The sequence below is a fragment of the Arthrobacter sp. 01T419 genome (genome assembly GCF_056398865.1).
On sequence record NZ_JBFTQF010000002.1, the window covers coordinates 440,357 to 460,707 of the forward strand.

Genomic DNA, 20,351 nt, shown 5'->3' on the forward strand with positions numbered 1-20,351 from the left:
CTGGCTAGCCGCGTTCGATGTGGCTGAGATCGCGCAGGACGCCCACTTTGCCATCGGTATCCTGCACCAGGAATTCCTCGCCGCGGTCCTCAAGGGCCAGGACCCAGGCGCCCGGTTCGATAGTGAAGACGGGGGTTCCTGTGTGCTCGTCGACGACGGCACGTGGATGGGCCACGGCGAACCAGAAGGCCTCGTACCCTCCGTGTTCCTCATCGTCGCCCCTTCGCGTCGCCGGATCTACGGTTGCCCCGATGATCTGATGCGCCCTGGTCTGCTCGAGATTGGTCTGTTCGAGATGAGGTTGCTCCGTGTCGGGTTGGTTCTCCGCGTTTGCCTTGTTAACTGTCCCAATGTGTTGGGTGGCGGTTCCGGTGTCCGCGCCTCCGACGAGCGGCGTCGCCATAGTGGCGGCAGAAGTGTGCTGGGGCTCTGCGGGGGTTGCCGCCGGCGCTTCCCGCGGCTTCACGGCGTCGCCTTCCGCAACTTCGCTGGGCCCGGCAGGCTCGGCAGGCTCGGCAGGCTCGGCAGGTACGACGGCGGCGGGTGCTGCCGCGGGGGCGGTCACCGGAGTGGCGGGCAGCGTACTTGCCGGCGCGGAAGCGTCAGGAGAGGCTTCGGGCTTGGGCACCAGGGGCTTGGGCACCAGGGGCTTGGGCACCACGGGCTTGCGGGACGGGATGGCCGATTCCCTGGCCACAACGTGCGCGGGCTGTTCGGCCCGGTCCTTGAAGTCCTCGCGGAGCACCGGCAAATGCGGTGCCAGGACCGTCGCAGCGAGAAGGCCCACCGATCCGATCAGGCCCACGAGCGCGAAAACAGTAAACGCGCCCGCCGTGGAGAGGAAGAACATGGTCACGGCGAACGACGCCACCACGGAAGCGAACTGGTCGATCGAAAGCGAACCGATTCGCACAACATTCCCCGGTTGCAGGCGCCGTGCGACGAACAAAGCCGTCACCACCAAGGGAAGAATGATGCCCAAGGCGAGGAAAAAGAGGTTGCCCAGGTTCCACAGGTTGTACCGTCCGCCGAACATCGGCAGGAGGGAACCTACAAACATCAGCAAAGTGGAACCGAAAACAGTCAAGTCCCGGATGGTGAAAGGACCCAGTACAGCTTGGTACTTCGGGGAGGTCTTGCTTCCGGGCTCTGGCGCCCCGGCTCCAGCTGCTTCGGGGGCCGATCCGGGCGCCAGCGCACCGTATTTCGGACCTTGGCTCGTCTGGTTCATGTGCAAATCTCCTTTGTACGGCGGTGCCCGGGACGCTGCCGCCCAAGGCTGCACCCAGTGTTTTCGGGCTAGGCGGGGGCACCAGGTCTTTCGCGTCTCGAGACCTCTTCAGCCTATGCCACCCTTCTCACAGTCCACTAGCTGGCACACGCGCGGAGACTCGGAGGCTGCCGCGTCATCTCCCCGTTTTTGGAGCTACCCTGAGAACGTCGGAGCCGTTCGGCGCGAATCAGACGCCGTTCACGGTCCGGAGTGTGACCGCAGACACTTGTTGTCGGCGCAAAACGCTAAGGTGGGTTCCGGAAAAGCTCTTGCGGAATCCCGTGAGGCGCCGCAGCCCAACGCCGTGCATGCTTGGCGCGTTTGGGTCGGGCGGACCGCCACGGGACCCGCGCAGCAGAGATCGATGAATGATGAGGTTCACATGTCCCAGGACGCCAATGGATCAACGACCACCGCTGCACCCGCACCTGACGGGATACGCAACGGCGACGCCCTCGAAAACCTTCTCCACGAGAACCGGAAGTTCGCGCCCACCGCTGAATTTGCCGCCAACGCAGTAGTCGGCGCCGAGGTCTATGCGGAAGCAGATGCGGACCGCCCCGCATTCTGGGCCAAGCAAGCACGCGAACTCCTCACGTGGGACAAGGACTTCACCGAGGCCCTGGACTGGTCCAACCCGCCGTTCGCCAAGTGGTTCGTCGGCGGCGAGGTCAACGCTGCGTACAACGCCCTGGACCGGCACGTGGAGAACGGGCTCGGGGACAGGGTGGCGATCTATTTCGAGGGCGAGCCCGGGGATAGCCGGAGCTACACGTACGCGCAGCTGACCGAGGAGGTGAAGAAGGCTGCGAATGCCTTTGAGTCCCTGGGCGTGGCCAAGGGTGACCGCGTGGCCGTGTACCTGCCCATGATCCCCGAAGCCGTGATCACCATGCTGGCCTGTGCCCGGATCGGGGCCGTGCACTCCGTGGTGTTCGGCGGCTTCTCCGCCGACGCGCTGCGCTCCAGGATCGATGACGCCGAGGCCAAGCTCGTGGTCACCGCGGACGGTACCTACCGCCGCGGCAAGCCCAGCCCACTCAAGCCCGCCGTGGACCACGCCTTGTCCGCACCAGGCCATTCCGTCCGGAACGTCGTGGTGGTCAAGCGCAACGGGGAATCCGTGGACTGGGTCCAGGGCCGGGACCAGTGGTGGGACGAAGCTGTCGGGGCAGCCTCGACGGAACACACCGCCGTCGGGCACGACTCCGAGCACCCGTTGTTCATCCTCTACACCTCCGGGACCACGGGCAAGCCCAAAGGCATCCTGCACACCACGGGCGGCTACCTCACCCAGGGTGCCTACACCCACAAGGCAGTGTTCGACCTGCACCCTGAAACAGATGTGTTCTGGTGCACCGCCGACGTCGGATGGGTCACCGGCCACTCCTACGTCGCCTATGCCCCGCTCATCAACGGCGCCACCCAGGTCATGTACGAGGGCACCCCGGATTCCCCACATCAGGGCCGCTGGTGGGAAATCGTGGAAAAGTACAAGGTCTCCATCCTCTACACCGCCCCCACCGCGATCCGGACCTTCATGAAGTGGGGACGGGACATCCCGGCCAAGTACGATCTGTCCTCGATCCGGGTCCTCGGTTCCGTGGGTGAACCCATCAACCCCGAGGCCTGGATGTGGTACCGCGAGGTCATCGGCGGCAATGCCGGCAAGAACGGGCAGAAGAAGGAACACCCCGCACCGATCGTGGACACCTGGTGGCAGACCGAAACCGGCGCCCAGATGATCGCACCGCTGCCCGGCGTCACCGCGACCAAGCCGGGCTCCGCGCAGGTCCCGCTGCCGGGCATCGCAATCGACGTCGTGGACGAGGCAGGCGAATCCGTCCCGGACGGCCACGGCGGCTACCTCGTGGTCCGCGAACCCTGGCCCGCCATGCTGCGCGGCATTTGGGGGGACCCGGAGCGGTTCAAGGACACCTACTGGTCCCGTTTCGAGGGCATGTACTTCGCCGGGGACGGCGCCAAGAAGGACGAAGACGGGGACGTGTGGCTCCTGGGCCGCGTTGACGATGTCATGAACGTCTCCGGGCACCGGCTCTCCACCACCGAAATCGAGTCAGCGTTGGTGTCCCACCCGTCCGTGGCTGAGGCCGCGGTCGTCGGAGCCGCCGACGAAACCACCGGCCAGTCCGTGGTCGCGTTCGTCATCCTGCGTGGGGATGCCGCGAACGACGGCGACGCCACCGTCCTGGAACTGCGCAACCACGTTGGCAAGGAAATCGGCCCCATCGCCAAACCCAAGCACATCCTCGTGGTCCCCGAACTGCCCAAAACCCGGTCCGGCAAGATCATGCGCCGCCTCCTCAAGGACGTCGCAGAAGGCCGCGAAGTAGGCGACGCCACCACTTTGTCCGACCCCACGATCATGGCCCAGATCGCGGAGTCCCTGAAGAAGTAGGAACTTCGCCAAGCGACGCACGGCGACAAGCCACCACGCAAAGGCGGCGGTCCCCTCCCACGAGGACCGCCGCCTTTGTCATGAAACCCACCGTCGCAAGAATGTTATATTTAGTTCTTTCATGTTCTCTTTTGAGCGGTTATAGTCGAGTTCTACGTGAGATAACTCACAAGCACCACGCTTTTCAAGGGAGAGAACATGGCAGCGAATCTTGACCCGTTCCAGTCGGCGTACAACGCTGGGCCTGGACGCCGCACCATCCTGAAGACGCTCGGTATCGGTGCCGCCGGCCTGGCGGGCATTCCGCTGCTGGCTGCTTGCACGGGCGGCTCCGGCCCCGCTCCGGGAGCCTCATCGAACAGCCTCACCTTCGGCTCCGGCTCTTCGGACGACGTGCCCAAGAACGCCTACAAAGCCGTCACCGATGCCTTCACCAAGAAGACCGGCGTCACCGTGGCCACCAACGTCGTCCCGCACAACGACTTCCAGAACAAGATCAACTCCTACCTCCAAGGCAGTCCGGACGATGCCTTCACCTGGTTCGCCGGCTACCGCATGCAGTACTATGCCGGAAAGGGACTCCTGGCCCCGGTGGACGATGTATGGGCAACCATTGGCAGCAACTTCTCGGACGCCATGAAGAAGGCCTCCACCGGGCCGGACGGCAAGATGTACCTGGTCCCCAACTACAACTACCCCTGGGGTTTCTTCTACCGGAAGAGCTTCTGGGCCGAAAAGGGCTACGCAGTCCCCAAGACGTTCGACGAGCTGAAGACCCTGGCCACCAAGATGAAGTCCGACGGCATCATCCCCATCGGCTTCGCGGACAAGGACGGCTGGCCGGCCATGGGCACGTTCGACTACATCAACATGCGCCTCAACGGCTACCAATTCCACATTGACCTGACAGCGCACAAGGAAAGCTGGGACCAGAAGAAGGTCAGCGATGTCTTCGACACGTGGAAGGCCCTCCTGCCCTTCCAAGACCCCAATGCCCTCGGCCAGACCTGGCAGGACGCCGCGAAAGCCCTCGAAGCCAAGAAGACCGGCATGTACCTGCTGGGCTCCTTCGTGACCCAGCAGTTCACCGATCCCGCGGTGCTGGCGGACATCGATTTCTTCCCGTTCCCGGAAATCGCCGTGGAAGGCACGGACGCCGTCGAGGCCCCCATCGACGGCTTGCTCCTGTCCAAGAAGGGCGGCGACAATAAAGCAGCCCACGATTTCCTTGCCTTCATGGGTTCCGCCGAGGGCCAGAACGCCTACGCTGCCGTTGACACCTCCAACATCGCCACCGTCAAGGGCGCCGACACGTCAAAGTTCACCCCGCTGAACAAGAAGTGCGCAGACACCATCGCCAACGCCAAGTACATCAGCCAGTTCCTGGACCGCGACGCCCTTCCCGCCATGGCCAACAACGTGATGATCCCCGCACTCCAGTCCTTCATCAAGGACGGCACCGTGGACGTCAAGAACCTTGAAGCGCAGGCCAAGACGCTTTACGCCGCCCAGTAGTTGCCGTGTCAGCGCCGCGACCTGCTTCGCAGGCCAAGCGCATCGGCATCCCAAGGAAAGGAACGACGACGGCGGTACCGCCCGCCGTCGTCGGGCCACCTTTTGCAAACTGAAGGAATCCCCATGAGTACTACCGCCGAAAAACCGGCCGCACCGGACAGCGAGCCCGGCGCTGCAGGGCGAACCACGGCCGGCAAGGCCCACCCTGGCGCCGGGAGACGGCCGGGCAAAGCAGGCAAAGTCCGCCGCCTCACGCGGCGTGACAAGTTCGTCCTCGCAATCATGGTGGGTTTGCCTACCCTGATCCAGCTGCTGCTGGTCTGGCTGCCCACGCTCTTTTCCATCGCGCTGAGCTTCACCCGCTGGAACGGCTTGGACCTCAAGGACATCAAGCCCGCCGGAACGGACAACTACCGCTTCGTGGTCCAGGACTATCCCCCATTCTGGCCCGCCATGCAGCACAACATTCTGTGGCTGGTCTTCCTGGCCCTGATCGCAACACCTCTCGGACTGCTGCTGGCTGTGCTCCTGGACCAGAAAATCCGTGGCAGCAAGATCTACCAAAGCATCTTCTTCACTCCCGTCATGCTGTCCCTGGCCCTCATCGGCGTGATCTGGCAACTGTTCTACAACCGCGACAGCGGCTTGCTCAACTACCTCCTCGGCACGGCCGGCACTCCGCGGGCCGTCGACTGGTTCGGAGACTCCAACGTCAATATCTGGGCAGCCATGGTCGCTGCGACCTGGCGTCATGCCGGGTACGTCATGCTCCTGTACTTGGCCGGGCTCAAGGGTGTGGACCCGTCCCTGCGGGAGGCTGCGTCGATTGACGGCGCCAACGCCGTGCAGACGTTCTTCCGCGTCGTTTTCCCGGCCATGCGCCCGGTCAACATCGTGATCGTGGTGATCACCATCATCGAGTCGCTGCGTGCCTTCGACATTGTGTACATCATCAACCGAGGAACCAACGGCCTTGAACTGATCAGCGCCCTCGTGATCCAGAACCTCGTCGGTGAAGGCCAAGTAATCGGCGTCGGCTCCGCCCTCGCGGTCATCCTCCTGGTCATTTCGCTGATTCCCATCGTCTTCTACCTCATCCGCACCTTCGGCAAGGAGAGCAAGGCATGAGCACCCTCGCCAACCCCATCCCCAGCACAGCAGGAGCCGCGGCCGTGTCGCGGAACTCCGGCAAGCGCCACTACGGAACCCACATCTTCCTGACCGTCATGGCAGTGATGTGGCTGATTCCGCTCGGCTGGTCCCTGTACACGGCCTTGCGCCCCAAAGCCGACACGGACAAGTACGGCTACTTCAGTTTTGGTGGCAGCTTCAGCTTCGACAACTTCATCCAAGCTTGGACCCAAGGCGGATTCTCGAAGTATCTCTTGAACTCCGTACTCATCACTGTCCCAGCGGTGCTCCTGACCCTGTTCTTCGCCTCGATGATGGCGTTCGCCGTCTCCAGGGTGAACTGGAAATTCAACATCACGCTGCTGATCATGTTCACCGCGGGCAACCTCCTGCCACCGCAGGTCCTCGCAGCCCCGTTGTTCGAAATGTTCAAGCATCTCTCGCTCCCGTACTCTTTCAGCGATTCCGGCAACCTGCTCAATACCTACATTTCCGTGATCGCCGTGGACACGGCCTTCCAGATCGGTTTCTGCACCTTCGTGCTCTCCAACTACATGAAGGCACTCTCGTCCGACCTCACGGAGGCCGCGTTGGTAGACGGGGCCGGAATCTGGCGGCAGTACTGGAACATCATCCTCCCGCTGTGCCGGCCCGCCCTCGCAGCGCTCGGCACCCTGGAAGTCATCTTCATCTACAACGATTTCTTCTGGCCGTTGCTCTTCATCCAAAGTGGAGACCGCTTGCCCATCACCACCGCCATCAACAACCTCCAAGGCCAGTTCCTCAGCAATTACAACCTGATTGCCGCGGGCGCCATGATCACCCTGATACCCACCCTGATCATCTACCTCGCGCTGCAGCGGCAATTCGTAGCCGGCCTGACGCTCGGTTCCAGCAAAGGATAAAAACGCATGGCCATGGATTACATCGTCGACAAGCTGGGCGGCCGGATCGCCTTCGGCGGGGACTACAACCCCGAACAATGGCCCGAAGAGGTCTGGAAACACGACGTCGCGCTCATGAAGGAAGCCGGCGTGAACCTGGTGAGCGTCGGGATCTTCAGCTGGGCACTACTGGAGCCGGAGGAAGGCCGTTACGAGTTCGGCTGGCTGGACAGGGTCCTTGAGCTCCTTCACGCCAACGGCATCTGCGTTGACCTCGCCAATGCGAGCGCCTCTCCCCCGCCGTGGTTCAGCCGCAAGTACCCCGATTCGCTCCCGGTGGATGCCGACGGCGTGCGGCAAAGCTACGGTTCTCGCCAGGCCTTCGCTGCGTGCTCCCCGGACTATCGCCGGGCGGCAGCAGCCCTGACGACGGCGATCGTGCAGCGCTACGCCGGGCACCCCGCCGTCGTGATGTGGCATGTGCACAACGAGTACGGCTGCCACAACCAACCGGACTTCGGTCCGCATGCGGAGCGTGGCTTCCAGAAGTGGCTCCAGGACAGGTACGGGAACCTCGAGGCGCTCAACGAGGCATGGGGTACGGCGTTCTGGTCACAGCACTACTACGACTGGGCCGAGATCCTCCCGCCGCGCCGCTCCGGAACCTGGGTGAACCCCACCCAGCAACTGGACTTCGCGAGATTCTCTTCGGATGCGCTCCTTGAGTGCTTCAAGGCCGAGGCGGACATCATCCGGGCGCATTCCAAGCACCCCGTGACCACCAATTTCATGGGCTTCAACATGGGTTTGAACGCTCCAGTGGACTATTGGCGCTGGTCCAGACACATGGACGTTGTGTCCAATGACCACTATCTGATTGCCGCCGACGAGCGGAACTTCCAGGACCTGGCCATGACGGCGGACCTCACCCGCGGGTGGGCGCAAGGCAAGCCGTGGCTGTTGATGGAACACTCCACGTCGGCGGTCAATTGGCAGCCCCGCAACATTGCCAAGGCGCCGGGTGAAATGCTCCGCAACTCCCTGCAGCATGTGGCCCGCGGAACCGACGGCGTGCTGTTCTTCCAGTGGCGGGCTTCCCGGGCCGGCGCCGAGAAATACCACTCCGGGCTGGTCCCCCACGCTGGCCGCGACAGCAAGGTGTGGCGCGAAGTGGTGGAGCTGGGCCGGGCTCTCGAGAGCATTTCGGAGGTGGCCGGCTCCACGGTCCAGGCCGAGGCCTGCATCATCCACGACACCGACGCCCGCTGGGGCACCGAACTGGACTCGCAGCCCAGCGAGGATGCCCGGAACCTCCCCGAAACGCGGCGCTGGCACGATGCCCTCTACCGCGCCGGCGTCACCACGGACATCAGGCAAAGCACCGATGACCTTTCCGGCTACAAGCTGGTGATCGCGCCCATGCTGTATCTCGTCACCGATGAGGGCGCCGCGAAGCTACACGAGTACGTCGAATCCGGTGGAACCCTGGTGATCACCTATTTCTCCGGAATCGTAGATCAGAACGACCACATCCTGATGGACCCGGTCAACGGCGGCGGCTACCCAGGAGCATTCTCCGAACTGCTGGGCGTGAGCATGGAGGAATTCTTCCCCCTGCGTTCCGGAGACACCGTGGGCTTGAGCCAGTTCGGCTCCGGGGCGCTGTGGAGCGAGCTCGGGAAGGCGACCGGCGCTGAGGTTCTCGCCACGTTCGACGGCGGCCCGCTCGACGGCGGCACAGCGCTCGACGGCACAGCGATAGGCAGCCGGGGCGCGTCCGGCGTCGGTGGCTCTCCGGCGGTGACCCGCCGGGCGGGATCGACTGGACGCGGCGCCGCGTACTACGTCGCCACGAGTCTGGGCCGCGCAGGGCTGGCCGAATTGGTCCAGCTGCTTTGCTCAGACGCGGGGGTGGAGCCGGTCCTGGGCGTTCAGCCGCCGGAGGACGTGGAAATCGTCCGCAGGAGCAACGGCAGCAAGGACTGGACTTTCGTCATCAACCACAGCGCCCAGAACGTGGACGTGCCGCTCGACGGCGTCGAGCTCCTGAGCGGAACCCCCACCGGAGGTACGCTAAACCTTACTGCCGGGGGCGTCGCGGTCGTCGCAGCTCCCGCCTAACCCACTGCCAACCCTCCAGAAAGGCTCCGATGCTTCAGGCAGCGCGCCATACCGCCATAGTCGACGCCGTCCAGCGCGAACGGGTTGTCCGAGTCTCGGATCTCGCGCAACAGTTGGGCGTCTCCGCCATGACCGTTCGGCGCGATATCGAGTCGCTTGAGGAATCAGGACTTGTGGAGCGCATCCATGGCGGGGCCAAGATACCCGGCGACGCCCGGACCCACGAGCCCGGCTTCGAGCTGAAGTCCACGCAGCTGATCGAGGAAAAGCATGCGATCGCTGTCGAGGCCGCCACCCTGGTCCACGAAGGCATGGCTGTTGGCCTGAGCGCCGGAACCACCACCTACGAGCTCGCCAAGGAACTCCTCGACGGCCCGCGGATCACGGTGGTGACGAACTCCATCAGGATTGCGGATCTGTTCCACAATGCCTCGGGTTCCCGTCAGGGTTTCCCGGTCATCGTGACCGGTGGTGAGCGCACGCCGTCGGACGCTTTGGTGGGTCCCATCGCCACGGCCGCGCTGAAGCAGCTGCACCTCGACACGCTGTTCCTGGGCGTCCACGGCATGGATGCAGACGCAGGGTTCACTACCCCGAACCTGCAGGAAGCCGAAACCAACCGGGCCTTCATCAGCGCGGCCCGCAACGTGGTGGTCTTGGCGGACCACAGCAAATGGGGAACAGTGGGCATCGCCTCGATTGCCCAGCTGGAAGAGGCCGACGTGCTCGTGACGGATTCGCATCTCGGCGAGGATGCGCGGCGCATTCTCGCCGAAGGCGTCGGGAAGCTGAGGATCGCAAAGGCCTAAGGGGCCGGCCCGAGTTCCCTGCCCGGAACCCAACTGACTCGCATTTGTTGTCGTTATCAGCCCCGAAAACGACACCTAATGCGAGTTAGTTGGGCAGGCACCGCGCTACGGGCACCCGCACGATTGCCGGATGCGGAGCTGGGTGGGGAAGACCCTGTGCTGCGGGGGTTCGTTGCGGGTCTCACCCACCAGCGCGGACACTGCGGCCTCTGCCATCTCCCACACCGGCTGCTCCACGGTGGTCAGCGCCGGCCAGCTGTATTCGGCCTCGATCGAACCGTCGAAGGACGCCACGGCGATATCGTCCGGAACGGACAGGCCGGCCTCGCGGATTGCCCGCAGGAGTCCGATTGCCTGCATATCGGAGCTGGCGAAGATCGCCGTCGGGCGGTTGTCCGCGGTCAGGAGGCGTTGTCCGGCAGCGTAGCCCCCAGGGCGGTCGAACCCGCCGCGGGCGAGCGGCCCAACAGGGAGTCCGGCAGCTTCCAGCGCCCGCCGCCACCCCTCCTCGCGCCCATCGGCCTCGTTGTCGGCCGTGATGCCCATGGCGAGTCCGATGCTGGTATGGCCGTGGCCGATCAAATGTTCCACGGCCAGGCGGGCTCCGGCTTCAAGGTCCACGCCTACGCTGTTGAATCCGGGAGCAACCGAGGCATGGTTCAACAGGACCGAGGGGATTTCGGCGCCGAAAAGCTCCAGTAAATCGGGTTCAAACATGACGCTTGCCAGGACCACGCCATCTACCTGACGGGCGGCGAGGTTGCGGATGTGGCGGCGTTCGGAGTCCAGCTTGTTGTCGGAATTCGTCAACAACAGGGCATATCCGCGCTCGGCTGCGGCCACTTCCACGGCGTGTCCCAGCAGCGCCCAGAACGGATTGCTGGAGTCCGGAATCACGAGGCCGAGGGTTTGGTTGGACCCCATTTTGAGTGCGCGCGCGGCGGCATTCGGCCTGTACCCCAGGATCCGGATGGCGTCCTGGACTTTGGCTTCCGTGGCCGGCGCCACCTTCTTGGGACCACCATTCACCACATAGCTCACGACGGCGGTGCTCACCCCGGCGTACCGGGCCACGTCTTTGCGCGTCACCGGTCCGCGCGGGGTGTGCACTGCCGAAGTAGTCATGGTGATCATGCTAGCTACAAAGCCTCGGGGGCATCTCCAAAGTCCCTGATGGGGAGCCGTTCGCCGCCCCGGAGGGCAGACTCGTGCGCCACGACCCCGGGGAGGGTGAAGCGCGCGGCCACCCAGGCGTTGACCGGGGGAAGGCTTCCCTTGTTCACGGCTGTGACGAAGTCATCCACCAGGAACTGGTGGCTTCCTTCGTGCCCTGTGGGAGCTCCCTCGAATTCAACGGGGAGCCGGCCGGAGTCGTGCACCGGAGCGAGGCCGGAGATGAACGCGCCGCGAAGTTCGGGCGCGACGTCCGCCAACGAGGGGTCATCCGCCGACATGCTCGGCTTGGTCTCCACCTGGTCCGAGACGTCCAGGACCCCCTTTTTGTCCTGCCACAGCGTGGTGGTGGCCAACTGTTCAAAGCTTGCCTCCGTGCCGAAGAAGCGGAAGCGCGATTCGCGGATGTGCGAGGGGTAGCCCACGCGGCGCATCTCGTTGGTCCGCATCACGCCGCCGTCGTTCATTTCGAACAGCGCAGTAGCGTTGGAGAAGTCGTTGTCGAACATGCTGACTTCCTTGTCGAAGACGCCGTCGCCACGATCGTCCTTGACGCCGATGCAGCTGACGCTCACGGCATGTCCAGGCACGGCACCCAGGACACCGCCGATGGCGTGCGTGGGGTACAGCATGGGCGGGTAGCTGGCGGTCTCCTTCCAGTTTTCGCCGCCGCTGTACTGGTAGGCCTCGTAGAAGCCCAGATCCATGTCGTGGACATAGTCACCTTCCGTGTAGAAGATGCGGCCGAACTTGCCGGCGGCGTGCTGCTCGCGGGCGTAGACGGTGGCGGGGTTGTAGTAGCTGGTCTCCCCCATGGCATAGACAAGCTTGGTCTCACGCACGGCCTCGATGATGTTCCCGATCTCTTCTTCCGAAACGGCCATTGGCACCGCAGAGTAGACGTGCTTTCCAGCGCGAAGCGCCTTGATCACCAGCGGACCGTGCGTCCAACGCTGCGTGAAGATGGCGACGGCGTCGACGTCGGAGGCCAGCAACTCGTCGAAGCTGCCCATTGATCCGTCCAAGCCCAATTGCTCTACGGCCTTGGCTGCCCGTTCAGGGAGCTCGTCCACGGCGTAGACCGCGGAAACCCCCGGGTGGAGTTTGAAGAGGTGGGCAAATTGGCCGCCAAACTGGCCAAGTCCTACTACTCCCATTGAAAACGTCATTGTTAGCCCTTCGATTTGTGTGGGTGGCTTCTCGCTGCGCCGGAAGAGGCCCGGCGAGGGGTCCAGACCAGTGAATCACTAGGATCTACTCGAGTCAACAAAACGCAATAAATCCAAAATAATCGAACAAAACTTAACAAAACCTCTTGACCTCTCTAGATCTACTCGTGTAGATTTCCATCAGTTGTAACCCACATCACAGTCAGGAAAGGGTCGAAGATGACCACCCTTGCCAAACATGCGGAGCCCGCCGCACCTCCCCAATCGGGCAAACCATCCAGGTTCGGCATCCGACGGATCGGTGACCTGAAGATCGCATTGCTCTTCATCTTCCCGGCGATGATCGGCTTCGTTCTCTTTTTCCTCGTCCCCACCATCCGGGGCATCTACCTCAGCTTCACCGAGTACAGCATCTTGGGCGACCCCACCTGGATCGGCATCAAGAACTACACTTCGATATTCAGCGACGATCTGTTCTGGAACGCCATGGCCGTCACCGTTCAGTACGTGGCTCTGAACATCGGTTTCCAGACCGTCATCGCCATCGGACTCGCACTCCTCATGCACCGCGTGGCCAAATCGACGTTCATCCGCGGCGCGCTGCTGCTCCCGTTCCTGGTGGCCAACGTGATCGTCGCTCTGCTCTGGTTCTGGATGCTCGACTACCAACTGGGCATCGTCAACGAGATCATCAGCTGGATGGGCCTGCCCCGCATCGCATTCTTCGGCAGTGAACAGTGGGCCATCCCCACCATCGCCTTCGTCAATGTCTGGCGGCACATGGGCTACACCGCCCTGCTGATTTTTGCAGGTCTTCAGTCCATACCCAACCACGTCTACGAGGTAGCCAACCTTGACGGCGCGTCCCCCACCCGGACGTTCTGGAGCATCACCATGCCGCTCCTGCGCCCCGTCTTGGTCCTTGTCCTAGTGGTCACCGTCATCGGTTCGTTCCAAGTCTTCGACACGGTCGCCGTGACCACTGGCGGTGGACCGGTCAACGCCTCCCGCGTCATCCAGATGTACATCTACCAGAAGGCCTTCGGCGAGTCGGACTTCGGCTACGCCTCGGCGCTGTCCGTGATTCTCTTCATCATTCTCGCCCTGGTGGCCTTCATCCAGATGAAGTTCCTCAAAGGCAACGAGACGGACCTGGACTAAGGAAACCCCGCCATGAGTACCTCCACCAATTCCCGCCGTACGCGCGAGTCCGCTGCCGCCGTCGTCGGCTCCCCGCAGTCCCGCCGCCCCGGCACGAAACCCGTCAACTGGCGCCGCACCGGCGCCTGGGTCCTCGTGGTGATCGCCGTCGTGGTCACCATCGCCCCGTTCCTCTGGATGCTCCGGACGGCCCTATCCAGCAATCACTCGCTAGCCTCCAACGCCGGCAATCTCCTCCCTGCGGACTTCAGCTGGGGTGCCTTCCAGCGAGTCTTCGGGCTGCAAAGCCCCGAGCAAGCCATCGCCGAAGGCGGCTCCGGCGCGGACATCAACTTCTGGCTCTACCTGCGCAACTCGATCATCTTCGCCACCATGACCACCGCAGGCCAGGTGTTCTTCAGCGCGATGGCCGCCTACGCCTTTTCCAGGCTGCGCTGGCCGGGCCGGAACAAGGTCTTCGCAATCTTCCTGGCCACCATGATGGTCCCGCCGATCTTCACAGCCCTGCCCAACTTCCTGATGATCAAGAACCTCGGCCTGCTCAACACCTTCGCGGGGCTGGCTTTGCCCTTCATGTTCATGACTCCGTTCGCCATTTTCTTCCTGCGCCAGTTCTTCCTGAGCATGTCCCGCGAAGTGGAAGAGGCAGCCATGCTCGACGGCGCCAAGCACCTCCGGATCTTCTTCCAGATTGTGATCCCCAACGCAGCAGCCCCCCTCGCCACCCTTGCGCTGCTCACCTTCATCGGTCAGTGGAACGAGTACTTCTGGCCGCTCCTGGTAGGCCAGGACGAGAGTGTCCGCGTCCTCACCGTGGGCCTGGGCGTCTTCAAGTCCCAATCTCCGCAAGGGGCGCCGGACTGGAGCGGGCTCATGGCCGCCACGCTCGTGGCAGCGCTGCCTGTCCTGATCCTCTTCATCGCCTTCGGCAAGAAGGTCGTCAACTCCATCGGCTTCTCTGGCATCAAATAGTTCTCCCTCCCCAACAACGCCCCGTTCTATCGCAACCCCCTGAAAGGTCCACCATGAAGAAATCCATTGGCACCGTCGCAGCTGCCGTCGCCGTCGCTGCCGCAGCCGCGCTATCACTCTCCGCTTGTGGCGGCGGCTCCGCCCCTGCCTCCAGCGAAGCCAAAGGCGAGATCAACTACTGGCTGTGGGACGCCAACCAGCTTCCGGCATACCAGCAGTGTGCGAGCGACTTCACCAAGGCCAATCCGAATATCACTGTCAAGATCACCCAGCGCGGCTGGGACGACTACTGGACCACCCTGACCAACGGATTCGTGTCCGGCACCGCCCCTGATGTCTTCACCGACCACCTTTCCAAGTACCCGGAGTTCGCTTCCAAGAAGCAACTGCTGGCCCTCGACGACGCCGTGGCAAAAGACGGTGTCAAGCTGGACAGCTACAACAAGGGCCTGGCCGATCTCTGGGTGGGTCAGGACGGCAAGCGCTACGGCCTTCCCAAGGACTGGGACACCATCAGCCTCTTCTACAACAAGGCCATGACAGATTCCGCCGGCATCACGGCCGAGCAAATGGCCAAGTTGGACTGGAATCCCAAGGACGGTGGCAGCTACGAAAAGACGATCGCCCACCTGACCGTGGATAAGAACGGCAAGCGCGGAGACGAAGCCGGCTTCGACAAGAACAATGTGGCCGTCTACGGCCTGGGCCTGGAGTCCTCCGGTTCCGGGCAGGGCCAGACCCAGTGGAGCTTCCTGGCCGCCACCACCGGCTGGACCGCCACGGACAAGAACCCGTGGGCCAGCAAGTTCAACTACGACGACCCCAAGTTCCAGGAGACCATCGCCTGGTGGGCCGGACTCGCGGACAAGGGCTACATGCCCAAACTTGAAACGACGGTAGGCGCCAGCGTCTCGGACAACTTCGGCGCCGGCAAGGCTGCAATCAACACCAGCGGCTCATGGATGATCGGCCAGTACACCAGCTACAAGGGCATCAAGACTGCCATCGCCCCCACCCCGGTGGGCCCCAGCGGCAAGCGGGCGTCCATGTTCAACGGCCTGGCGGACTCCATCTGGGCCGGCACCAAGAACCCCGCGGCAGCCACCAAGTGGGTTGAATACCTCGGTTCCTCCGCCTGCCAGGACGTCGTCGCCAACAAGGCAGTGGTCTTCCCGGCTATCTCCACCTCCTCGGACTTGGCCGCCAAGGCTTTCGCGGCCAAGGGTGTAGATGTCTCGGCCTTCACCACCCAAGTCAAGGACGGCACCACGTTCCTCTTCCCCATCGCGGACAAGGCTGCCAAAGTTGACGGCATCATGAAGCCCGCAATGGACGCAGTACTCAGCGGCAAGAAGCCCGCCAGCTCCCTGTCCGACGCCAACAACCAGGTCAACAGCCTCTTCAAGTAACACCAGTCCCCAAAACCAGTCCGGGCGCCGCCGCTTCACTCCTTTGACGGCGGCGCCCGGACTCTCCACCGCTCCTTACGCAACAACTCTTCGAAAGTGAACCAGCTCATGGACCCGCTCTACCTCCGTTCCACCGGCACAAGCCTGGTGGTCAGTTTCAACAGCGGAGAGGCAGAGGTCATCCACTGGGGCGCCGATCTCGGCGACGCCCTTCCGGACCTCGCCATCCTGGGCGAACCCATCCCGCACTCCGCCGTCGACGCCACCGTCCCGGCCGCGCTTCTTCCGCAAGGCTCCTCTGCCTGGCAGGGCCGCCCAGGCCTGCGCGGCCAGAGGATCGCCGACGGCGTTCCTGGCCTGGACTTTTCGCTCCGGCTTCGTGTGGCAGACGTACAGGCTGACGCCAGTTCCGCCGTCGCCTCTGCAGTGATTGTCCAGAAGGATCCCGACGCCGGAATCACCGTGACGTCCACGCTGATGCTTCACACCGGCGGGCTCCTTGAGCTTCGCCACACAGCCGTCAACGACGGCACGTCCCCTTTCCAGCTCGACGAACTGGCCACCGTCCTCCCGGTGGGACCGGACGCCGTCGAACTCCTTGACCTCACCGGACGCTGGTGCCGCGAGCGCCACCCCCAGCGCCGGCCCGTCCAGCAAGGCACGTGGGTACGCACGGGACGCCACGGCCGCACAGGACACGATTCCTCACTGCTTTTCGCCGCGGGAACCGCCGGATTCGGCAATCGCCACGGGAAGGTCTGGGCCACCCACCTGGCCTGGAGCGGCAACCACGAACAGTTCGCCGACACCGTGGCCGATGGCCGCACCATGATCGGCGGCTCGGAGCTTCTGGGCCCGGCCGAAGTGGTCCTCCAGCCGGGCGGACGCTACACCACGCCCGCCCTTTTCGCGGCCTACTCGGACCGCGGCCTGGACGGCATCAGCGAGGCCTTCTATAGCTGGTTCCGGTCCCGCCCGCATCACGTCCTTCCCGCTGCTTCCACCGGACTGCCCGCCGGCAAGCCGCGCCCCGTGGTCCTCAACACCTGGGAAGCCGTGTACTTCGACCACAAGTTGGACACCCTGATCGAGCTCGCGGAATCCGCTGCCGAGCTGGGTGTTGAGCGATTCGTGCTCGACGACGGCTGGTTCCGCGGGCGCCGCGACGATCACTCCGGCCTGGGCGACTGGTACGTCGACGAAACCCTCTGGCCGGATGGCCTGACGCCACTGGTCGAGGCCGTCAACTCACACGGCATGGAATTCGGGCTCTGGGTGGAGCCTGAAATGATCAACCTAGACTCGGATGTTGCCAGGGCGCACCCGGATTGGATCGTGGGCCCTGCGGCGCTGTCCCACAAGGACGGCGGCCGCCTCCCCCTGGAATGGCGCCACCAGCACATCATCGACCTCGTGAACCCCGCTGCCTGGCAGTATGTCTTCGAGCGGATCGACGCCCTGCTGAGGGAAAACAACATCAGCTACCTCAAGTGGGACCAGAACCGGGACCTCAGCGAACACGGGCACGCAGGGCGCGCCTCCGTACATGCGCAGACTCTCGCCGCCTACCGGCTGTTCGACGAGCTCCGCAAGGCCCACCCCGGCGTCGAGATCGAAAGCTGCTCCTCCGGCGGTGCCCGGGTGGACCTCGGCATCCTTGAGCGGACCGACCGGATCTGGGGATCGGACTGCAACGACGCCCTCGAGAGGCAGACCATCCAGCGGTGGACCGGCGTCGTGGTTCCCCCCGAACTCGTGGGTGGGCACATCGGCCCCACCACCTCGCACACCACGGCCCGCACGCATGATCTCTCCTTCCGTGCCATCAGCGCGCTGTTTGGGCATTTCGGCATGGAATGGGATGTCCGTCAGGTACAGGGCGCTGAACGCGAAGAACTCAAACGATTCATCGGCCTCTACAAGGAGCACCGCGGACTCATCCACAGCGGGCGGATGGTCCGCGCAGACGTCCCGGACGACTCATTGATGCTCCACGGCGTAGTATCCGACGACGGCGGGTCCGCCCTGTTCGCCGTCGTCAGTACCCGGACGTCGTTCGCCGAACAACCCGGCCGGGTGGCGATTCCGGGCCTCGACCCCGATCGCTCTTATACGGTGCAGGCCATTTTCCCGGCCCCCGGCGACGCCGACTACGCCCGCACGTTCACCCAGGTGCAGCCGCCGGCATGGCTACCCTCCGGCGCGCAGGCGAGCGGCCGCTTCCTGTCTGAGGTGGGGCTTCCCATGCCCGTCCTGAACCCGGAGCACGCGCTTTTGCTCCGCGTCACTGCGGTGTAGCTGCTGTCTGGCGTTTCTTACGAGCCCACGGCAGCGTAAGAAACGCCGGACCGGCTGCGCACACCGATAGATTGGGAGGCATGACTGAAGCTCCCACCGCCACCGAAGCCGGTCGCGGCACCATCCTCGTCCTCAACGGCCCCAACCTGAACCTCCTGGGCACGCGCGAGCCGGAAAAGTACGGCACCTCCACTTTGGCCGACGTCGAACAGCTCGCCATGGCAGCCGCCGAGGCCCACGGCTTCACCGTGGATTGCGTGCAGTCCAACCACGAGGGTGACCTCATTGACTCCATCCACGGCGCGCGCGGCACCGCCGTCGGGATCGTCATCAACGCGGGCGCGTACACCCACACTTCAGTGGCACTGCGGGACGCCCTTGCTGCGGTGCAGCTTCCCGCCGTCGAGGTCCACATCACCAATGTGCACCAGCGCGAGGAATTCAGGCACCACTCCTACCTCTCCCCCGTCTGCTCCGCGGTGATCGTCGGCGCAGGAGTCCAGGGCTACAAGCTGGCCATCGACTACCTCGCCACTGCGGTCTAGAAGAGGCTTGCCACTCAGGACATGCCCACTCTTCACGGCCGGCGTTGGACATAAGCACCCACCCCTTGGGGACATGCCCACTCTTCACGGCCGACACTGGACATAAACGCACTATGTCCACTGCTTGGTGTCAGCGCTGAGCATGTCCCTTGGTGGGCAGGGTATTACCCAAGACCTGTCTATTTGGACATGCCCATTCTTCAAGGCCAACGCTGGACATAAACGCACTATGTCCACTGCTTGGTGTCAGCGCTGAGCATGTCCCTTGGTGGGCGGGGCTATTTTTTGGTGCATTGGCCCGGCGACACGGCCGAGCTCAAGGATGGTGCCTGCTGGGCCACGGGCGAGAGCTCGTCCATGGTGAGGGCGTAGCCCACCGCCACGTCCGAAGTGGTCTTGGCGAAGACCACTCCAGCAACCTGGCCCTCCGTCGTGAGAAGCGGACCGCCCGAGTTGCCCGGCTGCACGTCGCCGGCAATCTTGTAGACCTGTTCCGGGGACGGGTTGTTGCCGTAGATATCCGGGACCAGGAGGGTCGAGATCCCCTCCACGGCGGCCGGTTTGGACTGGAAGGGACCGCCGTGAGGGTATCCGGCGAAGGCTGCAGGTGAGCCCGCCGGAAGATCGGCGCTCAACTGCAAGGGCGCCGTCGGGAGACCGTCGACGGCGAGCACGGCGAGGTCGCGTTGGCTGTCAAAGTAGACCACACGGCCTGGCAACGCGCCGCCGTCGGGGATTTCCACCACAGGCTGGGGCACTCCGGCCACGACGTGTGCGTTGGTCACCACGCGGCCAGGAGAGACGACGAATCCGGAGCCGGTCTGGTTCTGGCCGCACTGGTAGGCCGTGCCGGCAATTTTCAGAACGGAATGTGCCGCATTGTTGAGTGCGGGAGTGTCCGTACTGGTGTTCGGGATGGGCAACGGGGTAACAGGCCCGATGCCCTCGATGAGGTGAGGAATGCCGTTACCCATGACGGTGGAACGCAGCTGCGCGACGCCGGCTTTGACGGGTGTGGGCGTCATGGTGTCGATGAAGCGGATCACCCTCGAATCGGCGAGTTGTTGCGAAACGAACGGCACACCCAAGGAGCCGATGCTGAACGCCAACATGGACATGACCAGCGCCGCAACCACTAGGCTGACGAAACCACCCAGCAGGCGGTCCAGGACGTTCAATGGTTGGATCCGGACGGCCCTGCGGACCTTCTGGCCGATCCAAGTGCCCAAGCCGTGTCCCAAGACAATCAGCACTACAGCTGAGCCGATGATGGCCGTCAGCCTCCAGCCACTGTCCTTCACCCAGTCACCGACGAGCGGGACCGCAATGAAGGCTGCCACGGCTCCCGCCGCGAAGCCTGCGATTCCACCGAGGGTCACAAAGAAGCCGTTGCGCAGTCCGTAGATCAGGTAGGAAAGAAGCGTCAGAATCAACGCCAGGTCCAATATGGTCAAGCCGAACACCAAAGCTCC

Annotated in this window: 15 protein-coding genes; 11 read left to right on the plus strand and 4 right to left on the minus strand. The window is 63.7% G+C overall.

The genetic code is table 11. The features are described 5' to 3' along the window. Positions 1 to 4: 4 nt before the first annotated feature. Entirely contained in the window at positions 5 to 1,231 is a 1,227-nt protein-coding gene (locus tag AC1DLO_RS05750) for a hypothetical protein (RefSeq protein WP_476889581.1), read from the minus strand. 424 nt (positions 1,232 to 1,655) lie between these two features. Between AC1DLO_RS05750 and acs the strand changes: the two genes are divergently transcribed. The 6 genes from acs (at position 1,656) to AC1DLO_RS05780 (ending at position 10,152) form a co-directional block, all read left to right on the plus strand. Beyond that, entirely contained in the window at positions 1,656 to 3,692 is a 2,037-nt protein-coding gene (acs, locus tag AC1DLO_RS05755; protein WP_476889622.1) for an acetate--CoA ligase, read from the plus strand. Between the two features lie 198 nt (positions 3,693 to 3,890). After that, complete coding sequence (locus AC1DLO_RS05760; protein ID WP_476889582.1) at positions 3,891 to 5,207, plus strand: ABC transporter substrate-binding protein; 1,317 nt, start codon at positions 3,891 to 3,893, stop codon at positions 5,205 to 5,207. A 123-nt stretch (positions 5,208 to 5,330) separates the two neighbouring features. Then, positions 5,331 to 6,335, plus strand: coding sequence for a carbohydrate ABC transporter permease (locus AC1DLO_RS05765; protein ID WP_476889583.1), 1,005 nt, complete (start codon positions 5,331 to 5,333; stop codon positions 6,333 to 6,335). After that, positions 6,332 to 7,243: a carbohydrate ABC transporter permease gene (locus AC1DLO_RS05770; RefSeq protein ID WP_184738783.1), complete on the plus strand. Its 912-nt coding sequence runs from the start codon at positions 6,332 to 6,334 to the stop codon at positions 7,241 to 7,243. The genes AC1DLO_RS05765 and AC1DLO_RS05770 overlap by 4 nt, the downstream gene beginning before the upstream one ends. Positions 7,244 to 7,249: 6 nt before the next feature. After that, positions 7,250 to 9,343 carry a beta-galactosidase gene (locus AC1DLO_RS05775; RefSeq protein WP_476889584.1) on the plus strand — a complete coding sequence of 698 codons (2,094 nt, stop codon included), beginning with the start codon at positions 7,250 to 7,252 and terminating at the stop codon, positions 9,341 to 9,343. Positions 9,344 to 9,372: 29 nt separating this feature from the next. After that, positions 9,373 to 10,152 (plus strand): DeoR/GlpR family DNA-binding transcription regulator, encoded by a 780-nt coding sequence (locus AC1DLO_RS05780; RefSeq protein WP_184738787.1) that lies wholly within the window; start codon positions 9,373 to 9,375, stop codon positions 10,150 to 10,152. Between the two features lie 105 nt (positions 10,153 to 10,257). On the opposite strand, the gene AC1DLO_RS05785 is transcribed toward AC1DLO_RS05780, so the two are convergent. Together AC1DLO_RS05785 and AC1DLO_RS05790 are read right to left on the minus strand one after the other, a co-directional pair. Beyond that, complete coding sequence (locus tag AC1DLO_RS05785; protein ID WP_476889585.1) at positions 10,258 to 11,277, minus strand: LacI family DNA-binding transcriptional regulator; 1,020 nt, start codon at positions 11,275 to 11,277, stop codon at positions 10,258 to 10,260. A 14-nt stretch (positions 11,278 to 11,291) separates the two neighbouring features. Beyond that, positions 11,292 to 12,494: a Gfo/Idh/MocA family protein gene (locus tag AC1DLO_RS05790; protein ID WP_476889586.1), complete on the minus strand. Its 1,203-nt coding sequence runs from the start codon at positions 12,492 to 12,494 to the stop codon at positions 11,292 to 11,294. 219 nt (positions 12,495 to 12,713) lie between these two features. Between AC1DLO_RS05790 and AC1DLO_RS05795 the strand changes: the two genes are divergently transcribed. The 5 genes from AC1DLO_RS05795 (at position 12,714) to aroQ (ending at position 18,879) form a co-directional block, all read left to right on the plus strand. Beyond that, positions 12,714 to 13,655 carry a carbohydrate ABC transporter permease gene (locus AC1DLO_RS05795; protein ID WP_476889587.1) on the plus strand — a complete coding sequence of 314 codons (942 nt, stop codon included), beginning with the start codon at positions 12,714 to 12,716 and terminating at the stop codon, positions 13,653 to 13,655. Between the two features lie 12 nt (positions 13,656 to 13,667). Further along, positions 13,668 to 14,627 carry a carbohydrate ABC transporter permease gene (locus AC1DLO_RS05800; RefSeq protein ID WP_476889588.1) on the plus strand — a complete coding sequence of 320 codons (960 nt, stop codon included), beginning with the start codon at positions 13,668 to 13,670 and terminating at the stop codon, positions 14,625 to 14,627. Positions 14,628 to 14,680: 53 nt separating this feature from the next. Beyond that, on the plus strand, positions 14,681 to 16,036 hold the full coding sequence (locus AC1DLO_RS05805; protein ID WP_476889589.1) for an ABC transporter substrate-binding protein: 1,356 nt from the start codon (positions 14,681 to 14,683) through the stop codon (positions 16,034 to 16,036). Positions 16,037 to 16,144: 108 nt separating this feature from the next. After that, positions 16,145 to 18,334 (plus strand): alpha-galactosidase, encoded by a 2,190-nt coding sequence (locus tag AC1DLO_RS05810; RefSeq protein WP_476889623.1) that lies wholly within the window; start codon positions 16,145 to 16,147, stop codon positions 18,332 to 18,334. A gap of 80 nt (positions 18,335 to 18,414) precedes the next feature. Beyond that, entirely contained in the window at positions 18,415 to 18,879 is a 465-nt protein-coding gene (aroQ, locus tag AC1DLO_RS05815; RefSeq protein WP_476889590.1) for a type II 3-dehydroquinate dehydratase, read from the plus strand. A 278-nt stretch (positions 18,880 to 19,157) separates the two neighbouring features. Here aroQ and AC1DLO_RS05820 read toward each other — a convergent pair whose 3' ends face one another. Next, on the minus strand, positions 19,158 to 20,342 hold the full coding sequence (locus tag AC1DLO_RS05820; protein WP_184738803.1) for a MarP family serine protease: 1,185 nt from the start codon (positions 20,340 to 20,342) through the stop codon (positions 19,158 to 19,160). Between the last annotated feature and the right edge of the window lie 9 nt (positions 20,343 to 20,351).